Annotated in this window: 17 protein-coding genes; 1 reads left to right on the forward strand and 16 read right to left on the reverse strand. The window is 44.2% G+C overall.

From position 1 onward, the window contains the following. Window positions 1-61 precede the first annotated feature (61 nt). The 6 genes from GC098_RS24730 to GC098_RS24755 form a co-directional block, all read right to left on the reverse strand. Window positions 62-967 carry a LysR family transcriptional regulator gene (locus tag GC098_RS24730; protein ID WP_171645880.1) on the reverse strand — a complete coding sequence of 302 codons (906 nt, stop codon included), beginning with the start codon at window positions 965-967 and terminating at the stop codon, window positions 62-64. Between the two features lie 110 nt (window positions 968-1,077). Next, complete coding sequence (locus GC098_RS24735) at window positions 1,078-2,286, reverse strand: MFS transporter (RefSeq protein WP_171645881.1); 1,209 nt, start codon at window positions 2,284-2,286, stop codon at window positions 1,078-1,080. A gap of 81 nt (window positions 2,287-2,367) precedes the next feature. After that, the gene (locus GC098_RS24740) at window positions 2,368-3,027 is read right to left on the reverse strand and encodes a type 1 glutamine amidotransferase domain-containing protein (RefSeq protein ID WP_171645882.1); all 660 of its coding nucleotides are present in this window, start codon (window positions 3,025-3,027) and stop codon (window positions 2,368-2,370) included. Window positions 3,028-3,285: 258 nt separating this feature from the next. Next, entirely contained in the window at window positions 3,286-6,447 is a 3,162-nt protein-coding gene (locus GC098_RS24745) for an alpha-mannosidase (RefSeq protein ID WP_171645883.1), read from the reverse strand. Window positions 6,448-6,635: 188 nt separating this feature from the next. Then, window positions 6,636-7,292, reverse strand: a complete 657-nt coding sequence (locus tag GC098_RS24750) for a YheC/YheD family protein (protein WP_171645884.1) — start codon at window positions 7,290-7,292, stop codon at window positions 6,636-6,638. A gap of 91 nt (window positions 7,293-7,383) precedes the next feature. Next, the gene (locus GC098_RS24755) at window positions 7,384-7,941 is read right to left on the reverse strand and encodes an Hcp family type VI secretion system effector (protein ID WP_171645885.1); all 558 of its coding nucleotides are present in this window, start codon (window positions 7,939-7,941) and stop codon (window positions 7,384-7,386) included. A gap of 214 nt (window positions 7,942-8,155) precedes the next feature. Between GC098_RS24755 and GC098_RS24760 the strand changes: the two genes are divergently transcribed. Then, window positions 8,156-9,520: an MFS transporter gene (locus GC098_RS24760; protein ID WP_171645886.1), complete on the forward strand. Its 1,365-nt coding sequence runs from the start codon at window positions 8,156-8,158 to the stop codon at window positions 9,518-9,520. Between the two features lie 444 nt (window positions 9,521-9,964). Here the strand turns inward: GC098_RS24760 and GC098_RS24765 are convergent, their stop codons facing one another. The 10 genes from GC098_RS24765 to GC098_RS24805 all read right to left on the reverse strand — a co-directional run bounded on the left by GC098_RS24765 (window position 9,965) and on the right by GC098_RS24805 (window position 19,157). Further along, entirely contained in the window at window positions 9,965-10,936 is a 972-nt protein-coding gene (locus GC098_RS24765; protein ID WP_216625410.1) for a Gfo/Idh/MocA family protein, read from the reverse strand. 321 nt (window positions 10,937-11,257) lie between these two features. Then, on the reverse strand, window positions 11,258-11,527 hold the full coding sequence (locus tag GC098_RS41715; protein WP_246358918.1) for a hypothetical protein: 270 nt from the start codon (window positions 11,525-11,527) through the stop codon (window positions 11,258-11,260). Continuing rightward, window positions 11,505-12,200 carry a hypothetical protein gene (locus GC098_RS41720; RefSeq protein WP_246358920.1) on the reverse strand — a complete coding sequence of 232 codons (696 nt, stop codon included), beginning with the start codon at window positions 12,198-12,200 and terminating at the stop codon, window positions 11,505-11,507. Before GC098_RS41720 ends, GC098_RS41715 begins: the two co-directional genes overlap by 23 nt. 663 nt (window positions 12,201-12,863) lie before the next feature. Beyond that, entirely contained in the window at window positions 12,864-13,730 is an 867-nt protein-coding gene (locus tag GC098_RS24775) for an SDR family oxidoreductase (RefSeq protein ID WP_171645887.1), read from the reverse strand. Next, window positions 13,727-14,236 carry a hypothetical protein gene (locus tag GC098_RS24780; protein ID WP_171645888.1) on the reverse strand — a complete coding sequence of 170 codons (510 nt, stop codon included), beginning with the start codon at window positions 14,234-14,236 and terminating at the stop codon, window positions 13,727-13,729. Before GC098_RS24780 ends, GC098_RS24775 begins: the two co-directional genes overlap by 4 nt. Before the next feature lie 113 nt (window positions 14,237-14,349). Continuing rightward, a complete protein-coding gene (locus GC098_RS24785) occupies window positions 14,350-14,913 on the reverse strand; it encodes a MarR family winged helix-turn-helix transcriptional regulator (protein WP_171645889.1) in 564 nt (187 codons plus the stop codon). 506 nt (window positions 14,914-15,419) lie between these two features. Next, complete coding sequence (locus GC098_RS24790) at window positions 15,420-15,992, reverse strand: GNAT family N-acetyltransferase (RefSeq protein ID WP_171645890.1); 573 nt, start codon at window positions 15,990-15,992, stop codon at window positions 15,420-15,422. Window positions 15,993-16,022: 30 nt separating this feature from the next. After that, window positions 16,023-17,363: an FAD-dependent oxidoreductase gene (locus GC098_RS24795; protein ID WP_171645891.1), complete on the reverse strand. Its 1,341-nt coding sequence runs from the start codon at window positions 17,361-17,363 to the stop codon at window positions 16,023-16,025. Window positions 17,364-17,426: 63 nt separating this feature from the next. Next, window positions 17,427-18,248 carry a carbohydrate ABC transporter permease gene (locus GC098_RS24800; RefSeq protein ID WP_312880322.1) on the reverse strand — a complete coding sequence of 274 codons (822 nt, stop codon included), beginning with the start codon at window positions 18,246-18,248 and terminating at the stop codon, window positions 17,427-17,429. Window positions 18,249-18,266: 18 nt separating this feature from the next. Beyond that, window positions 18,267-19,157 carry a carbohydrate ABC transporter permease gene (locus tag GC098_RS24805; protein ID WP_376773943.1) on the reverse strand — a complete coding sequence of 297 codons (891 nt, stop codon included), beginning with the start codon at window positions 19,155-19,157 and terminating at the stop codon, window positions 18,267-18,269. Between the last annotated feature and the right edge of the window lie 244 nt (window positions 19,158-19,401).

Below are 19,401 nucleotides of genomic sequence, written 5' to 3' on the forward strand. Positions count from 1 at the left end.
ATTTAACAAACGAGGCTGTCCCAAAAGTCATTTGGGGACAGCCTCGTTACCTTTTACTGCACTAGAGGTCAGGTGATTTTTGTGAGTAAGTAGGAAGCATATTACCTTTAAGAGCTTCTATCATCATTCTTATTTTTGGCATTGTTGAATTTTTTATTTTAAAGGCAACGTATAAATCATTCGTTACTTTATAAGGCTTACAAATTATTTTCACTTTGTTTGTTTGCAAGGAGTTCGCCAGCATGTATGTAGGCAATAAACTAATTCCAGCTCCATGTTCGATAGCAGACAAAATAATATGCAAATCGGGTAAAACATGTTTTGGTTTCATCTGAGGACGTTTTTGAAAGTTTTCTCTCCAAAATCTTCGGATAATGGGCAATTCTAGACCGTAACTAAGCCATGTTTGTGAACATAACCAAGCTTCTAACTGCTTCGAGTCATTGAAATCAGGTTCCTCATAATCATAAGGTGCTGTTACAACAAACTCTTCTTCTACATAATGCAGATATTCTATCCCAGGTGCTGAATACTTTTGTGAGGTCACGATGATATCTACCTTGTCTTCCGTTAATAGGTCTAAAATATAGGCTGCCAGCCCGTAATAAGCAATTACACGAATATGTAAGCTTCCGAGATATGGAGCCATTCTTTCTCTAAAAAACTCATGCGCAGTGCCGATTTTTACAACCGGAAGCGTAGGCGATGAGACGGCTTTGAAACTTAGCGTTGCCAACTCAAGTGACTCAATAAGAGGTGCCAAATAGGAATAAAGTTCTTTGCCTCGTTCAGTCGGAACCATTTTCCTTGATGTCCTTGTAAATAAAGGTTCGCCAACCTCAGCTTCTAATGCAGCTAGATGTTGACTCATGGCCGGTTGTGTCATAATCCTCGTTTTGGCTGCTTCCGATACAGAATTATGTTTATATATAGTAATAAAACTTCGATACCATTCAAAATTCGCCATTTACAAGATCCTCTCGTACGATACTGTCTCATTCATCTATATTATATCCCCCCTCCATTCTGTTTTCACTACACCTACGATTTACCTTCAATGACAAAGAGAGCCTCGAATCAAACTCGAGACTCCCTTTTCATTTGCTGCCTTCCCCAGAGGGTAAAGAGAATACCTACGACAGTAACCAGTGCAGCCACCCAAGGTACTGCTTGAAGTCCGCCACCAAATTTCTGCTCAATCACAACTCCTCCAAGGTATGCACCTAGAGCATTTCCCAGGTTAAAAGCGGCTATATTCAGCGTAGATGCTAAGGTAGGCGCTTCTTTGGCCGTATTTAACATGTGAAGTTGCAACCCAGGTACGATACCGAATGCCGCTATTCCCAAAATGAATATCGTAATCAAAGCGAGAATTTTGTTCTGATCGGTTAAACTAAACACGGCCAAAACAATTGCTAAGAGAGTAAGGATTCCAATAAGTGAGGGCATCAGTTTTCGGTCTGCTAGTTTTCCGCCATAAATATTCCCTATGGTTATTCCTAGACCAAACAAGACAAGGATGTAGGAGACTGAACTTGGTGAGAATCCTGTTATATCCACCAAAATCGGTGCTATATAGGTAAAGGCTGTAAAGACACCTCCAAATCCAAACACAGTCATCAATAGCGCGATATGAACGACAGGCTTCCGTAAGACACCTAGTTCCTGACGCAAGCTTGATTGTACAGCTTTGACATGCGGGACGAGCACCACAACACCAACTAGTGCTATGATCCCAATGATGGTGATTGCCCAGAACGTAGACCGCCAGCCATAAGCTTGTCCCAAAAACGTTCCTATCGGAACACCCAAGATGTTTGCCAAGGTTAACCCCGTAAACATGATCGCAATAGCACCCGCTCGCTTCTCTTTGGGAACCAACTGCGCCGCGACTACCGAACCTACACCAAAAAAAGAGCCGTGCGTCAACGCTGCAATGATGCGAGCAATCATGAGTACAAAGTAGTTCGGTGAAAGTGCTGCTAGTGCGTTCCCTGCAATAAAAATAAGCATAAGTAAAATTAAGAGCGCCTTACGCTGCATTTTGTGTGTCGCGATTGTGATGAAAGGCGCTCCAATTGCAACTCCCAGCGCATAACCAGTGATAAGCATGCCGGCTGAAGGGATAGAAACACTCAGGCTTACTGCCACTTCCGGTAGCAAACCCATAATAATGAATTCGGTCATTCCGATGGCAAAAGCCCCTAAAGTGAGTGCGTATAAAGCTATTTTCGACCCTTTACGTATAGAGACTGAAGTTTGATCAGAAAGGCTAGTTGTACTCAAGTTCGGTCCCTCCTTTAATGAATGCAAATAATAACAGGACAACAGATGAATGTCGTCCTGTCATGGGCTACAAATGAAAAACTAGTTCAGTTTGGCGATAACTTCTTTGGCTACGCTAAGTGTTGATTGCGGATTTTGACCTGTAATTAAATTTCCATCAACTTCAAAATGATCGCTCCAATCTGGTGCGGCAACAAAGATCGGGCCCGCCTCACGAAGCTTGGACTCTAATAAGAAAGGCATATCTTGATCCAAACCAGCCGCTTTTTCTTCCGTATCTGTAAAGGCTGTAATACGTTTACCTTCGATTAGATATTTTCCGTCAGATAACTTTGCATTTACCAAACCTGCTGGTCCATGACATACTGCAGCTACGATTTTTTCGGCCTCATAAAATTCTCTGAGCAAGGATTGAAGCTTTTCGTTATCCGGCAGATCAAACATCGTTCCGTGACCGCCTGGCAAGTAAATCACATCATAATCCGCAGCCTTAACCTCATTTAGTTTGATAGTATCCGCAAGAAATTGTTCAGTATCCAATATTTCTTGATGCAAATCAGCACTCAAACTATTTTTATCAATAGGTGTTTTACCGCCTAAAGGACTAGCTACTGTGATATCAAATCCTTGCTTTGAAAACTCAATATAAGACTCAGCAAATTCCGAAAGCCAAAGTCCTGTAGACTTTTCACTGTTTATTTGACTGGCTGAAGTGACCACGATTAATATATTTTTTTTCATTTTGTTTCCTCTCCTCTGTATCTGTTTTCTTGTTACAAGCCCTATTGTATCTTTAGATAATCTATAAATCCAATTAGATATTTGATGTTTATCCATAAAAATATTTATACATTTAGCTATGTAATAAACAACCAAAAAAGCATAAAAAATCCCCTCCGGTAAACAGTGTTAGTCCATCGGATACCTTTTCATCATCGGCAAACGGAAACAAGCCGCAGAGCTATCTCAGCGGCTTGTTCAAGAATATATCAAATTATGCTAGCAAATATGAATGATAAACGTTTTGATCTCGTAAGGGTTCAGCTGAACATCAATCAATGATTCGTAATGACAATCACCAAGAGGCCTTTCGAGCAGGTCGCATTCCTGCCAGGACATGACCTTAACATCGCTCGAAATTTGCGTTTGGCCGCTAATACCTGCAAACTCGTGAATTCGGAGAATAATCGCGTCATGATCCTCTGCTTTTTTTACCGCATCGATCATAACATGATCGCTCGATAGACGGAACAAGCTGAACGAGTCTTCGGTAGACTTGCCGAGCACAAACGTTAACGGATTGTTAAGCGACCAAGCGGACTGCACCGTTCCACCGTTATACCAGTCGCTGGCATGAGGGAAGAGTGAATACGTAAATTCATGCTCTCCTTGATCGGCCGTCGGGTCTGGAACCATAGCGGACTTGATCAGGGTAAGACGCATCACATGGTCTTTTACATCATAACCGTATTTACAATCGTTCATCAGACTGACGCCATATCCGCGTTCGGACAAATCGGCCCACTGATGGCCAACCGTTTCAAACCGGGCATAGTCCCAGCTTGTATTCCAATGGGTCGGACGCTTCACGTTGCCGAATTGAATATCGTAAGTCGCTTCCGTTGCCCGGATTCGCAGCGGAAAAGCTACTTTCAACAGTTTGCGCTGTTCATTCCAATTAACGTGGGTCTGGAAATCGATTCTGCGACTGTACGCATAGAGCACCATATCCTGCACCACGGTAGAATCCATATAGGACCACTCGAAACGGATTACCACAGCCAAAGGACCGCTGTCCGTTACTTCGATCCGGGTCAGAATATTCACTTCCTGCTTTTTCTCCGTGTAAAAGATGTCAATATCCCACGCTTCGTGCCGGCCTTTCGGCTTATCTTCGAACACTTCGAAACGATTCCCTGTTTCGCCTGCGGCGAGTATTTCCCGGCGCTCAATTCGATCGTAAAGACGGACAATCTGACCAAAGTCATTCCATTCTATTTCATAATAAGGCGTCACAAACCCATGATCCAACTTCATGAATTTATTCTCTGCTATAGCCTGCACAGTCTGATCGACCCGTTCCTTTCGATGGATGACAGCGAATCCCATCGGAGAGATTCTTTCTACGTTTACCCACCAGTTTCCACCTACAAGCTGAGCCTCCAGTGGTCGATCCGAAGCATCAAACCACCCTACTCCGGCTTCCTCCGTTTGCTTTTCGGTAATGCAAACGAGATCTGTTCTCTCCCACGAAGAACCGTTAAACACAGTCACTTCGCATCCCTTTTCCCTACCCGCTGTCAAAAGCAAAGCTGACTGATCCCACACCTTTTGACCTATCGTTAACGCCTCTTCGTATTCGACTCTGCTGTCCTCATACACCTCGCGGATCGACGATCCAGGGATAATATCGTGGAATTGGTTGCGCAAAATAATTTTCCAGCCTTCATGCAGCGCAGGGGAAGTTTCGGCTTCCGCCGCTTTACCTTTGGCATTCAAAATATAGCTCATGACCTGCACCCATTCCGTTTCCCGATACAGCAGCTCCAGCTTGCGATTCATCCGTTTGTTGTAAGCCTGACTCGTATAAGTACCGCGGTGCAGCTCCAAATACAACTCGCCGTCCCACGTGTGCACGTATGAATTGGTGTTGCTGATGCTCGCCTGCAATTCGTTAAAATACTCATCAGCACGCCCCGTCTTCACATGAGGAATGCCTGGAATATCGTCCAGCCTGCGTCGCATCTCTAGCATCTCACGATTGACACCTCCGCCGCCGTCGCCGAACCCGTAAGCAAGCAGCAAATTCGTATTGAGCGTCTTATCACGGTAGCTTTCCCAGATCCCCTGTACCGATGAAGGCGTCACTTTCCCGTTGTACGTGTAATAAAAGGCTCCTTCGCTCGAACCGGGATCCGGCGTAGTAATAAAATGGGTCAGTACTTCCGTCCCGTCAATACCCCGCCATTTAAAAGTGTCATGAGGCATCCGGTTATATTGGTTCCAGCTGATTTTGGTCGTCATAAACGATTCGATGCCAGATTTGCGTAAAATTTGCGGCAGCGCCCAACTGTAGCCAAACACGTCAGGCAGCCATAAATACTTGCATTCCACACCGAATTCCTCACGGAAAAATCGGGTTCCGTACAACAGCTGCCGCACCAGAGATTCCCCAGAGGCTAAGTTGCAATCCGCCTCCAGCCACATTGCTCCACCGGCTTCCCAGCGACCTTCCTTGATGCGTTCCTTCATACGCTCGTAAATTTGTGGATAATCAGACTTGATATATTCATACAGCTGCGGCTGTGTTTGCAAAAAGATATACTCCGGATACTGCTCCATCAAACGCAGTACGGTTGAAAACGATCTCGCTGCCTTTTCCCTCGTATGCTTCAGCTGCCACAACCAAGCTACATCTATATGCGTATGTCCGATACACTGTACCACAACCGAGTGAAGCTTGGGCATCGACGACAAAGTCTGCCGGAGTTGTTCACGTGCCTTTTCGACTGACTTGTAAAAGCCTTCGCTCCCTGGCCTCGACCAGTCGAGTATTAAGAAGGCCTGATCCAGCATAGAAAGCAGCTGATGGCGCTCCGGACGATTTTCGTCTAGTATACGGACCGTTTCCAGCAGCGCTTTAGCCGTATAGTATAAATCGTCCGCGTATTCATCCAACCAACAAACAGAAGCCAGCCCCAGCTGGCTCTCCATCTCGCGGTGGCTCTCATATCCCCCTAGCCCTGACCACAAGCGGAAGCGTAGCTGAGCAGTATGACCGATCACAACTTCAGGCATAAAAACTTCCTCATGATTCGAGTCTACTCCTTGATACGGCTCTCCGTTCAGAAATAGCAGCGATTCGAACCCGCTGTTCGTTCCACCTCCAGTTTGTCCTAGGCAGAACCGGCCAAGTACCTTTCTTCCTTCCCACTCAGCGGGAATCCTCACATCTGCAGCCAGCCAGTAGTACACATCGCGGCCTTTCCAGCGGTCACCTATACGTATGTCCATCCACTCGCCGTCTTCCGACGGATACGCTCCAATTGTGCCATCCTCATCCAGTTTGATTCGAAACTTATCTATGTGCCGTTCATCGCGATAGCGGTACGACTCCAACTCATTTATGCGTGACTGCAATTTCTCCACGGTCCAAAACATCCAATTTCTCCTCCTTATTCTTACTAGTATGTCTATTGTAATGGATGCGAAGCTCCTTATGTGATAGGTAATTTGATGATACTGAGGGGGTAAAATCATTAAATATGATTCTTATTGGGTTCAAGATAGACGTAATACGAGAAAAAATCAAAAAGACTGCCACCAGGCAGCCCTTTTGATATTATGCTCTAATGAGGTTTCGTATTCACTTCAAAAATCCATACATTTCCCCGCTTGTCGATGCCAAAATCGTAACCCAGCATTCCAATGCCTGGATAGCGAGATTCGAGCAGCATCGTACATGTTCGGGCCACTCCGCACATCTTGTCAATTTTGGATTTGACTAGCGAAGCAGGGAAAGTCCGCCGCAGCGCATGAGCCCCTTTAAGTAATGTGCCGCCCCGGCAAATGTTTGTGACGAACATTCCCGGGCGCGCCAATCGGCCGACAACAGCTCGGATCACCCATGACCGACCTGCTTTTTTCAGTTTGACGCGATAATCTACGGGCCTACCGTCAATTGTAGCTAAGTCAATGCCCTGCTGCAGCATAAACGGGCGGTTTTTGCGAATCTGGTTTAACGTGGAAAATAGCTCGTTCCAAGTGCGAAATGTTCGTTTCGTTCCGCTGTCGTGCAGCAAATAACCGTTACCCGTTTTTTTGATTTTTACTACACTGCTTCCCCCGGTTCCAATGATCGGCTTTGCCACAACAAATACATATTGTCGCAGCATGACCTGTAGGTTCGAAGCGCTAAAACGGCGCATGGTAGGAATATGCTTGGCAACGCCGGCATGCCCCAACAAAACGGAGAACTTCGACCATTTATTAGCAACCAAACGCATGAGAGATTCCTCCTTCCGTACAAGGCTTCCTCTATGCTAGAGTATTCCTCTTCCGTCAGAAGGGATTGGGACAATCAAATAAGTGAATAACTTATTTTTTCATATTCTCAATAAAATCCCAGCCGCCCGTATTCGTATTCGTGGCCTTCCCATCTGGTCCTACGGCTGTGTATTTAAAGTTAATCGCTCCATAATTCAACTCAATGTATTCATCTAAATTATTTAAGTTATATTTACTAACGCTAATCTTTTCTAAATCGATGGTGACGATCGGGAACCTTTGTTCGCCAGTCTTAACGAACACAAGTTGGCCTTTCTCAATGGTTTTTCCCATGACCATATCCATAAACAAAGGTACGGAAGAAAGATCAAAACTTTTACTGATATCCATCGCTTTCCGAACAGCTTTACCGGCACCAGCTCCGGTGGTTGAACTGCTGTTTAATGTAGAACTATTTTCGAATTCAAATGAAACATCTTGAAGCTGTATCCACTTTTCATATCCTTTCGTAACAGATTCACCCGAAATTCCGTCTAATTTCAGATAAACATCGAAATCACTACTTTCCGCAGCTGCGGGAACAACACCGAAAGCAAGAACAAACAAGCACATGGTGAAGAAGACTATTGAATTTCTTAACCTTCTCAAGCATATCACTCCTCTTCTCGTTTGATACATTCTGTATCAATTGACCTAAATATATCCGATAATTTTTCTTTTGTAAATGAGGCTTTAGTCAACTTTTAGGCGACAAAATGTCCTTCCCTACAAGCACGTCACCTAGTGAAAGACCGATTTTTATCATGCAGTCCAACCTAATTAGGATTATAATGAATTAAAAAAAGAGAAAGAGAGAAATGATATGTTTAATAAAAACAAGCAGCTTTGGCTAATCACAGCCGTAGGCCTTGGAGTTCTCTTAAATCCGCTGAATACGTCGATGATTTCAGTTGCATTCTCACGGCTGCAAACCGAATTTCATGTCACTTATAGTGCTATCTCTTGGCTGATCGCTACTTACTATGTGACAAGTGCCATTGCTCAACCAATTATGGGGAAAATAAGCGATATCTTCGGTCGCAAGCGTATCTTCTTAATTGGACTTGCTCTCGTTACAGTATCATCCATGTTAGCTCCGCTCGCACCGAGCATTGGATGGCTTATCGGCTTTCGCGTCATTCAAGCGATTGGAACATCTTCGCTGTACCCAGCCGGCATGGGGATAATTCGAAGCAGCATCACGGAAAATCAAGCTAGAGCTCTAAGCGTGATGTCGATTTTTTCTTCTACGTCGGCCGCCCTCGGTCCATCTATAGGAGGTTTTTTGATCCAGTATGGAGATTGGCCAGCTATTTTCATTGTGAACTTTCCGGTTATCCTCATTGCTTTTCTGCTTTCTATCAAAATTCTTCCGAAAGACGGCCCGCGCAAGTCACTCGCCAAAGGCGGTCTGGATTTGTGGGGCATTGCCTTTTTTGCAGCACTTATCATCAGTTGGCTATTTTTCTTTCTCTCCTTCGAAAAGAGGGTCAACTTCTGGTTTCTTTTAACCAGCTTAGTGCTGAGTTATGTTTTCTATAAATTCGAGTTAAAGCGCGCCCAGCCGTTTATTGATGTGATCTTTTTGAAAAAAAATCTCAACGTTTGTTTGGTCTATGTCCAGTTTATTTGCGTCAACATCGTATTCTACTCGATCATGTTCAGCATTCCTTCTTATTTACAGCAAGTCCGGCAATTCGATGCGCAGCAGGTAGGCATGATGATGCTGGCCTTATCAGGCTTAGGGATTTTCACTACACCACTGGTTGGCAGATGGATTGACAATTCCGGCTCCAAAACACCACTAATCACAGGTTCGCTTATCGTTATAGTGGGTTCACTGCTCATATTGCTGATTCATGAACATTCCGCTTCCTTGGCGATATTTGCAGTCCTATCCGTATTCGGCTTGAGCAGCGGGTTCCAAAATCTCGGATTGCAGACGGCTTTATATTCCTATGTATCTGCTGCGGAGACAGGAATAGCTTCGGGCTTGTTCATGACCTCCAGATTTATGGGGACGATTCTCTCCTCCAGTTTACTTGGAGCCATCTTTAGCCATGAAATCACCACACAGCGACTGCATGGTATGGCCATCGTTTGCGCAGTGATCAGCTTAGTAACACTCACTTTATCGATATTCATGCCAAGTAATTCCGTCCGTACAAAAGCAGTCCAAGGCAGATGATATTGAGGGTAGAAAACAAAAAGGCTGTCCCAAAAGTAGATCTACTTGAGGACAGCTTTTTTTGCCTATATTGTATACTGCTGCTCCTTCAAGCGGAACTTCAATTCGTTATTCCGGAAAATCTGCGCTATAAACCGAAAAAAAGGAACGTGAGTTCGCTATTTGAGCGAATGAACCATCCGGAGGCAAAAAACTGCGAAATAACGCATCGACGTTCCTACTCCTCATGATTTCAGGTCTTTCGTCCAAATCAAATAGTGCTTCAACTCTGTAATTTGTTCCCTTTGCTTGAGCTCCTTCTCCAGTCGGAGCATGGTACGGGACAACTCATCAACGGACGATCGTCACTAAAACGGATTATAAATTCCGTATTTATTATGACTTTCAAAAAAAAAAAAAGCATACTTAACAATGATTTTCTCACTGTTAAGTATGCTTCTTAGCTCATACCATGCGAACGGGTAATCCCGATTTCGCTGATTTGAGCGCAGCAACAGTCACCTGATGTGTCTTAAAGGCATCCTCATAATCCGAAAGAATACGTACGGTATCCCCTGTTTTCAGAGCATGGATGAAGGCTTCATTTTCTACGAGATAGGGATTAACCATTTTTTTAATTTCAGAGGTTGCATGGGCCTCGATCATTTTCAATCGTTCCGTATCCCACTCCAGCATACCCTCCTGCGTATAACAGGTAATACCAACCTTGCCCAAACCATCTGGCAGCACGCACGTATTAGAAATATTAGCTATAACGCCGCTGCGAAATTTTAAAGTGACCGTTCCTACATCGGCTGCTGTTACACCATCAAATTGCTTGTGCATCACTTGATTGCCATACAAAGCGTAGACTTCGTCAATTTCTCCTACACAGAAACGCAGAATATCAACCAGATGTGTGCTTTGTTCTATGAATTGTCCACCTGATCTCTCTTGATCTCTCCACCATGCAACCTGAGGCATATTTCCCATCCAATTGCCTGTAATCATGCCGACATTTTGCCTACTCAACAATTGTTTCATCTGACTTACTGTATCTGTATAACGAAAATGATAGCCTACGGACGTAATCAAGGGTTTCTTGCGTAATTCGGTTAAAATCTGATAGGGCTGCTCGACATTCACACCAAGTGGCTTTTCAACAAAGAAAGGAATGCCTCTCTCGATAAGCTGCATTTCAAATTCCCCATGTGACATTGGTGGTACTAGAATATATACAGCATCTAAGCGCTCGGCATCCAGCATCTCATTAACACTTTCATAGCTGGAAGGAATGCTGTATGCCGAGGCAAACTCCTCCGCTTTTGCTTTACTCGTCCCGCATACCGCTTGGATCTGCACGTCTTCCATCTCGGATAAAATTTTTGCGTGCATCTTACTGAAGCCACCTGTACCGATAATGCCGATATGTAACATGATTACAAGCTCCTGTTCTTATTATATTTTTGCACAACCGAATTTGCCGCCTGCCGCGTCTGCCACCCACTCGCTGCATCGAAAAGTTGCTAGTTGACCAAAGAGAGATAACTGGAAAGTTGAAGATCTCGGTAACGATCCTAGTTGGTAAAGCGAACATTCACGATATACAAATCATTGATTACTTCGTAGGCAGCTAGTCTTATTATACCATCATACGTAATTACAACGTCAGTGTTCGTTTAGCATTCGAATAATAAATAAGAGAGCTAGTTCTTCAGACGTTCGAAGAACTAGCTCTTAATATATAAGAATCTTACTTCATTCCTCAGTAAACAACGAAGTTGCAAATTTCACCTCCGGATACTCTCCATTCGGTCCTTCAAGCAAGCTTCCGTCTTTGTTTTTCAAGTACTTGTCGAAGAAATTCAGAGTATATACATTGATGATGGAAGCGGCTCTTGTCGGATTCATATTCCCGGTCATTCCGAAAATCTCATCCCTATTTGTATCCACAAAATGGAAGGTTTGCGTTCCTACCTTGAAATCTCCTGTCGGTTCAGGCAGTTTAAATACAGGAAAAGCGTACATGAGGCCCGCTGTTACAACCAGCATAATCGCTAGAACGGTATAAGCTGAACTCAACACTAATCGTGGGATTTTTCGGGGACCCGTCTTTTTGAAATAGGTTTAAACCGAAATAGCTAAGAACAAGATCGTCATACAATTGGGTACAAATAGCTGCACTCTGTAACCCTCCACAGTACTTAACTCCCATTTTCTTAGCAATGGGGAGCAGAGCTGCCGGGTCTTGAGCAATTAGGTCGGTTCGAGCGGCATGCGTTTGCACGGAAAAATGCGAATCGGCCACCTGACTCAGATCGAAATTCGAAACGACGGCGAACGAGGTTTCTTGAGAGGCAATAACGTTCCCGTTCTGCTTGGCCTTAATAACCAATTTGAACCATCCCATTTTACCGGGATTAACGGTTAACAGGACGGATCCACCGCTCACCGCTTGACTTCCGGACTTTACGGTGTTATCCCAATAATCGGAATAAACCCAATCAATCGAGTCGCCATCCGTATTGATTTTGAAGCTCTTGGTGTCACTTTCATAGAAAATGTTTCCTATTGTGTTTTGCTCGATAGTAAGTGTTGCCGCATAAGCCACTTGCTTTCCTGAAATTAGGGTGAACCCGCTAGCTACTAGCAGAGATAGCACAAGAAATGAAGAACATAAACGACCAAGCTTTTGTTTCATAGCATTACTTCTCCCTTCAAATGTAAATCATGTATTTAAAATCAATCGAAGCATGTTCTATACTTGTGATGCCACCTTCATTACTAAATTAATTATCGTAAGCGGTTACACTTAAACTTTACTTAACTGGAAAATTATTGTATAAGGACTCTTTTAACTTGTTTAGGGACATTTTTAATTTCTTTCACATCCTACTTCATAGACTTGACTAGCTTGGAAAATATACTTCAAACAAATGTGTAGAAACAAGTCAAAAAAGGGACCTGTTAGACTTCATTGAAGTCCGTCAGGTCCTTTTTTTGAAAACACCGGGAATGAAGATTCCCTCCCGTTTGGTTATTATTAATACCGGCGCAAGAATCGTTTATCCGGCCACAAATATAGATCGCAACCTGCTAAATTAGGGAATTGTTACCCGGTAACCACAGCCGTGAAGGCGTGCGTACCTCCTACCCGCAAATCTAGTGAAGAGGTATCCAGAGAAATCCCTGTCGGAAGGATGAACTCGAGCTTGATGAAATCAGCCCGCAGCGGCCTTGGAAAGTGGGTTGAACAACAAGAAGGGCCAGCGAACTTTATGTTCGGAGGCCCTTTTGTTGTTCAAACACTTCCATTTTACCCAGCTTTCCAAGATACAATTTTCAAAATAGACGCAGTCCGCTTCTACCGAAAATATTGTACATGCTCTTGTAGAAAAGCATCTAGCGTGCGGGGATCTCTACCGAGCAAGCGTTTTATAGTGTCCGTAGGCCTTTCTGGCACTACCGTAGACATGGTTTGAATTTCCACAACGTGGCTCGCAAGCCACGGAGGCATATGCCCGTAGTCGATTAGATTATTGCGTAGTACTTGGGGCTCCAAGTTAATGTAGTTTATCGGCCGATCAAGCAGGGCGGATAGTTTACTTGCGATCTGGGGATAGCTGAAAATCTCTGAACCCGTAAGCGTATAGATTTGGCCTACTGCCTCGCGATTAGTCAGAACCTCTGCGACAACATCTGCGATATCGCGACAGTCAATGAAGTTACAAGGTGAATCGCCCATGGCGCCGAAGAAAATATTTTGGGTTGTGACCGTTGGTACAAGACGCAATAAGTTTTGCATGAACGCATAGGGGCGCAACACAGTGTGAGTGAGACCCGATTCGCTCAAGGTTTTCTCGATTTCTTGATGCCAGCCTGCCACTGCTACTGGAGAGCTCATCTCAAAGACAGGACTGGATATCTTTACGATGTGCTTGATACCCGCTTCGGCAGCAATCCCAATGATCGAAGTCTCCAATTCGATTTGTATTGGACTATTGGACATGGCAAGGAAGAGCTGGCTAGCTCCTGCAAAAGCGCGGCGCAGCGATTCGGGGTCGGAAGCATCCGCAGATGCGACCTCGATCGTCGACCGGGCTTTATCCCCGATCTGAGCACGTAACTTCTCTGGCTCTCTGCTCAACGCCCGGGCGGGCACACCAAGATCCACCAAACGTTTCAAAAGCGCACTACCTATCGTACCTGTTGCTCCAATAATAACGATCATTTTTTATCTTCTCCTTTGGATGAAAAATTTGTTTTGACGGCAAGTCGCCACCGCCATGTTACGATCGTGCTGGCAATCACGCCGGATAACGGGAAATCGATCCAGACACGATCGATCCAAGCCAAGTTATCGATGGGAATTATAATTCCCAGTAAATTGGCTGTCGCCCAAGCGGCGCATAGGCCCAACATGGCTCCCATCAACGCGAACAGCCCAACCACAATGAAGTGAGGCGCGGCGAAGAGCCACCGTTTACGACCTCCCCGGATGCGCAACCAAAGGCCAAGCATCAAGGCTATCAAGGCCGATGTTCCGCCGATTGTGGTCAAGGCCGCTATTTGGAGCCCCTTGTCAGCGGTGACCAATCCCCCAATACCTGCCATAATAGCTGGAGATACATAAGCCATTACAACTTCACGCCAAAGTATTAAAGTCTTTGTTTTAGAACCAGCAGCCTTGATGTCGATAAGACTTTCTGCCTTACTCGGGTATCCCGTCTTGTTCATTCAGTTACACCCTTCCTTTCTTCTTATAAATTGCTCAGCAATTGCTTTTTCTTTATAATTAGGAGGCTAACTATATGAGAGTGAGAATGGGCTAGCTTCATCACTAGCCCATTCTACTCATTACTGATGTGTTCCTTTGATCCGACTGGTTCGTCCGTAAGCGCTGAGATGCCTTTTGTAACTCGGCCGAGCAGGTCGAGAAATACGCTGCGTTCCTCGATACTGAGTAAGCCCACCATGGCTTCCAGCCGTGCAAAATGCTCGGGAGCCATTTCACGGAGCTTCCTCGCTCCTTGCTCTGTCAAGATGACCGCTTTCTGACGGCCATCGACAGAACTTGATCGCCGGGAAACGAGGCCATCTCGCTCAAGCGTGTCGATAAGTCCAGTCACTGTAGCACGTGTAACACCTAGATGCTCGGCCAATTGCGAGGGCAACACTTCTCCTTCATTATCTTCAAGATCAGCTAATAACCGATATCGCCCTGTTGATAAACCGAATCTGGAGAAATGAATCTCCGAAGCATGTCCAAGCTTGGCTCCCGCTGCCATCAGCCTAGACGCGACGAGCACAGCCTGTGCGTCTATGTCGAGATGATAGCGATCAATCTGACGCTTGGATTGTGCAAGTGAGGGAATTGCATCAATGTCATTTGTTATTTTAGTTTCGTTGGCCATATAATTAGTATGGCGCCTAACTATTTATTTGTCAACTTATTTTTCAACACAGCTTCAAAGTTTGACTGGATTTCCTAGTAAGCGATTACATTTCAATTTTACTTAACTGGAAAATTATTGTATACGGACTCTTTTAACTTGTATAGGGACATTTTTAATTTCTTCGACATCGTACTTCATAGACTTGACTAGCTTGGGAAATATACTTCAAACAGATGTGTAGAAACAAGTCAAAAGGGACCTGTTAGACTTCAATGAAGTCCGTCAGGTCCTTTTTTTGAAAACACCGGGAATGAAGATTCCCTCCCGTTAGGTTATTATTAATACCGGCGCAAAAATCGTTTATCCGGCCACAAATATAGGCGAATTGATCCTTAAATACATGTGGTGTCTGATCCACTCCGTTGATATAGATCGCATACACAGCTGTATACTCGCTTTCAAATCGGAAGACTGAGTAGTTAATAATATGAATTCTTCCCATCACATACTCAGCCATTTGGCAATTAATTGTACGAATATTCTATGAATGACTTAAGACGATTCTTAACATCGTGCCAATCCTCATCAATAATACTGTACACAACATAATCTAATCCATTATATTTTTTCCTAAGGATTCCTTCCTTTTTTGCTCCCAACCGTTCAATAGCTTTTTGTGAACGGCAATTTGTTGACGCAGCGATAATTTCGACACGAACAGCTTCCCATATCTCAAATGCATATTTTAGTAACAAGTATTTACACTCCGTGTTTACCGCCGTTCTCCAAACCTCAGGGGAATACCATGTCCAGCCAACATTTAAATTCTTGTGTACAGGCGAAATCCGTAAATATCGAGTCATTCCAACCATTTTGTTTAATTTTTTATCAAAGACAGCGTACGGAAATTCTTCTCCGCTTTCCCTTCCCAAAACCGCTGAATGAATAAAGCTCCGCATTTCTTCTATGGTTTGAACTTTTGTTGGCAGGTGCTCCCAAATTTCGGGAGATCGTGAGCATTGAAATAACGAATCGGCGTGCTCATATTCAATTGGGATTAATGATATTCTTTTGCCTTGCAAATGAGTCAAATTCATATCTATTTTCCCTACCTCTATATGTTCCTTTTACTTACACAACACATGTGTTTCCTTTACAGAACCTTCTACAAATTGGCCTCGGGTTTGCAGAATGTAACGAATCTCTTCGGCAGAAACCATACGAACATCACTGAAGCCAGATTTGACGGTTAACGCTGCGGCGGTTCCTGCTGCTTCACCGATCGCACTAATTCCTGACATTACGCGATAAGACGCATGAGCCTCAAATGTACCGCTAATGCAGCGCGAGCTTAATAGCAGGTTGCTTAACCCTTTAGCGATGAGACAGCGATAAGGAATATGATAATACCCCGGGCTTGGTAAAATAGTCATATACTCTTGCTGATTTTTATTTCCATCAGGATCATGTACATCCACATCATAAGCACAAGCAGCCACCATATCATCAAACTTGCGTACACTTAAGCAGTCTTCTCCAGTTAACATATAGTCGCCGATAACTCTGCGGCCTTCACGAACCCCTAGCTTCGTAAAAATAGTCTCGATCTTGGCATCCCGAAAAGCAGGATGCTCTTTGATCGCTTCAACCAATTCATATACTTGAACTTTCCCTACTTCAAACGCACGTTCAACTGATCCCGGAATTGTAGGATCAACATCGCTCACAGCAGTCGAATTAAAAAGGAACGCCTTCCCATCTGGATAAGGGAATGCTAACACGCCTTGGCGCATATTGGTGCTATTCGTTTTCTGTTTCATAGCAAGATAATATGGTTTTAGCTTCTCTTCCAGCCAAAAAAAGCAGCCCCAGCTCGTGACATCCTTCACTTTAAACAAAGAGGAATCGAATCCAGTGAGTTTGAAAGTAACCGTCGCCGTCTGCATCTTCCCATCTTTCTCTCGACCCTTTTGAAATTGCGCTCCCGCCAATGCGGACAAATTCCCGTCTGCCGTTCCGTCAAGAAACACACGACCAAATACACGCGTTTGGTTAGATCCTGTGACAGTCAACGAACGAATATTCCCGTCTTCTACCTGCACAGCATCCACTTCGCAATCTGTCCACACGGTCAGATTTTTCTCTTTTCGAATTAATCGATGATAGGTTTCTTTCAATTCCTGTTCATCATAACTTGGCACTGTTTCCTCGTCGAAGGTCAAGCCTGTGTTCTGATAGGCCAGTGGGAATAATTCCTTATGAATACCTGTGTTCACACACCGTCCATGATGATCACGAAATTTACATACTAAGGCAACAGCTGCATGTACCCCAGTCCCGCCAATTTCACTCATCTTTTCAATAAGCAGCACCTTACAGTTTAATCTAGAAGCAGCTATAGCAGCGCAAATACCGCCTACACCTGCCCCTACAATCACAATATCAAAAACGTTAGTGGAATCATTCATTGATATCTCTCCTTCATTATTGCCCTAACGCCTATAGGGCATTTATTAATTTTTTTATTACTGTTACCCCTTCAGGCCACTGCTGGCAATGCCTTCAACAAAGAATCTTTGGAAGATGGCTACGACGATAATGAGAGGAAGCAGCGCCGAAACAGAAGCAGCCATAATCAATGAATAATTCGCACCGTATTCATCTACAAAGCTTGAAAGACCTATCGGTAGTGTAAATAAATAACTCGAACGCAGGAAGATCAACGGATTCTCATATTCGTTCCAGTGCCAAGTAAAGGTAAGTATGAGCAGTGTCACGATGGCAGGCTTCGTTAATGGCAAACAAATTTGCCAATATATTCGGAAGAATCCCGCTCCATCCACTTTTGCCGCTTCAAGAAGCTCGTTCGGGATCGTACTGAAAAACTGCCTCATCAGGAACGTTCCGAATACGGTAAATATCCCCGGTAAAATGACAGCCCAATGGGTGTTCACCAAACCAATGCGATCGAACAGGATAAACCTAGGGACAAGCAGCACCTGAGCGGGGATGATCATCGTGGCCAAGTACATGAGGAAGATAAAGTCTCTTCCCTTAAAGTTCAGTTTGGCGAATGCGAACCCAGCCAGTGAGCTGGTGATGATGGAGCCGACAACCGTAAAGAAGGTGATTTTGGCCGAGTTCCAGTAAAACAAAGCAAATTTATATTTGCCGCCCCAAACCTCTTCGTAATTCGAGAGAATCGGATTTTTGGGAATCCAATTGATCGGGTATTTGAATAAATCAGCTTGGATTTTGAAGGACGAAGAAATCATCCAGATAAACGGGATCAAAACCATTACACCCAAAACCAACATGACAAGGGTAACACTTAATTTTCGCAAAGAAACCACAACAAACCCACTCCTTCATTAAAAATGCTGCTGCCACTTCTTCTGACTGCGCCATTGAACCAAAGTAATCGAAAAGATGATGATGAACAAAACCCAGGACATCGCTGCCGCATAACCCATTTTGTAATTTTGGAAGGCAGTGAGATAAATATGATAAGCAATAACCATCGTCGAATTGACCGGTCCGCCTTGCGTCATCACATTCACAACGGCAAAGACCTGGAAGGTGGAAATAATCAGTGTAATAGCAATCAAAAAAGTAGTTGGCTTCAGCATAGGGACCGTGATCTTGAAAAACTGCCTCATCCCCGTGGCCCCGTCAATCGAAGCCGCTTCATACAAATCTTTCGGGATTCCTTGCAGTCCCGCCATATACAGCACCATCGTGTAACCGATGTAAGTCCATACGACCATAATGATGATGGCCGGCAATGCCCACGCCGTACTTCCCAACCACCCGGGAGGATTGACAACTCCTAGTGATCTTAGGAATGCATTGATGGGACCATCCTGGGCATTGTAAAGCACGCTCCACACCACAGAAACGGCAACCAAACTGCTGACATAAGGCAGGAAAAACAAAGTTCGTAGTAGACCTTTAGCATAGACATGTCGATTAAGCAACACAGCTACAACCAAACCGATCGCCATTGCACTGGGCACCGTTACTCCGGTTAAAATAAAATTATTCTTTAGTGCTTTCCATAAATAAACGTCATTCACTAATTTTTTAAGATTTCCTAGTCCAGCGAAACTCAGCCCAGCAAAGCCCTTTAAGTAATCCCAATCTGCAAAAATCAGCATAAAACTGAAAAGCAGAGGTAGAATGACGAAGAAGAAAACGCCGAGAAAGTTCGGCAAAATAAACAAATAACCCGCCAATTGTTCCTTCATGTTATGTTTGGACACTCGTCGCATGATGCCACCTCTTTTAGCAATATTAAATCCATACCCGTATCATAATCAGTAGCGAATCAGAGTGGAATGGCGTGATTTAGGTTGTTACAGCGTTAATTTTAAGATGTAGGAAAACAAATGAAAAAAATATGAGCAAACGAAAAAACTCCGGCTGTCTGCATACGCAGATGGCAACCGGAATTCTTATGCTCCTTCCCGTGTCGGCTGTACGCCCGGATGTTTTTTCATCCATATG

The organism is Paenibacillus phytorum (assembly GCF_013141715.1).
GTDB lineage: Bacteria > Bacillota > Bacilli > Paenibacillales > NBRC-103111 > Paenibacillus_E > Paenibacillus_E phytorum.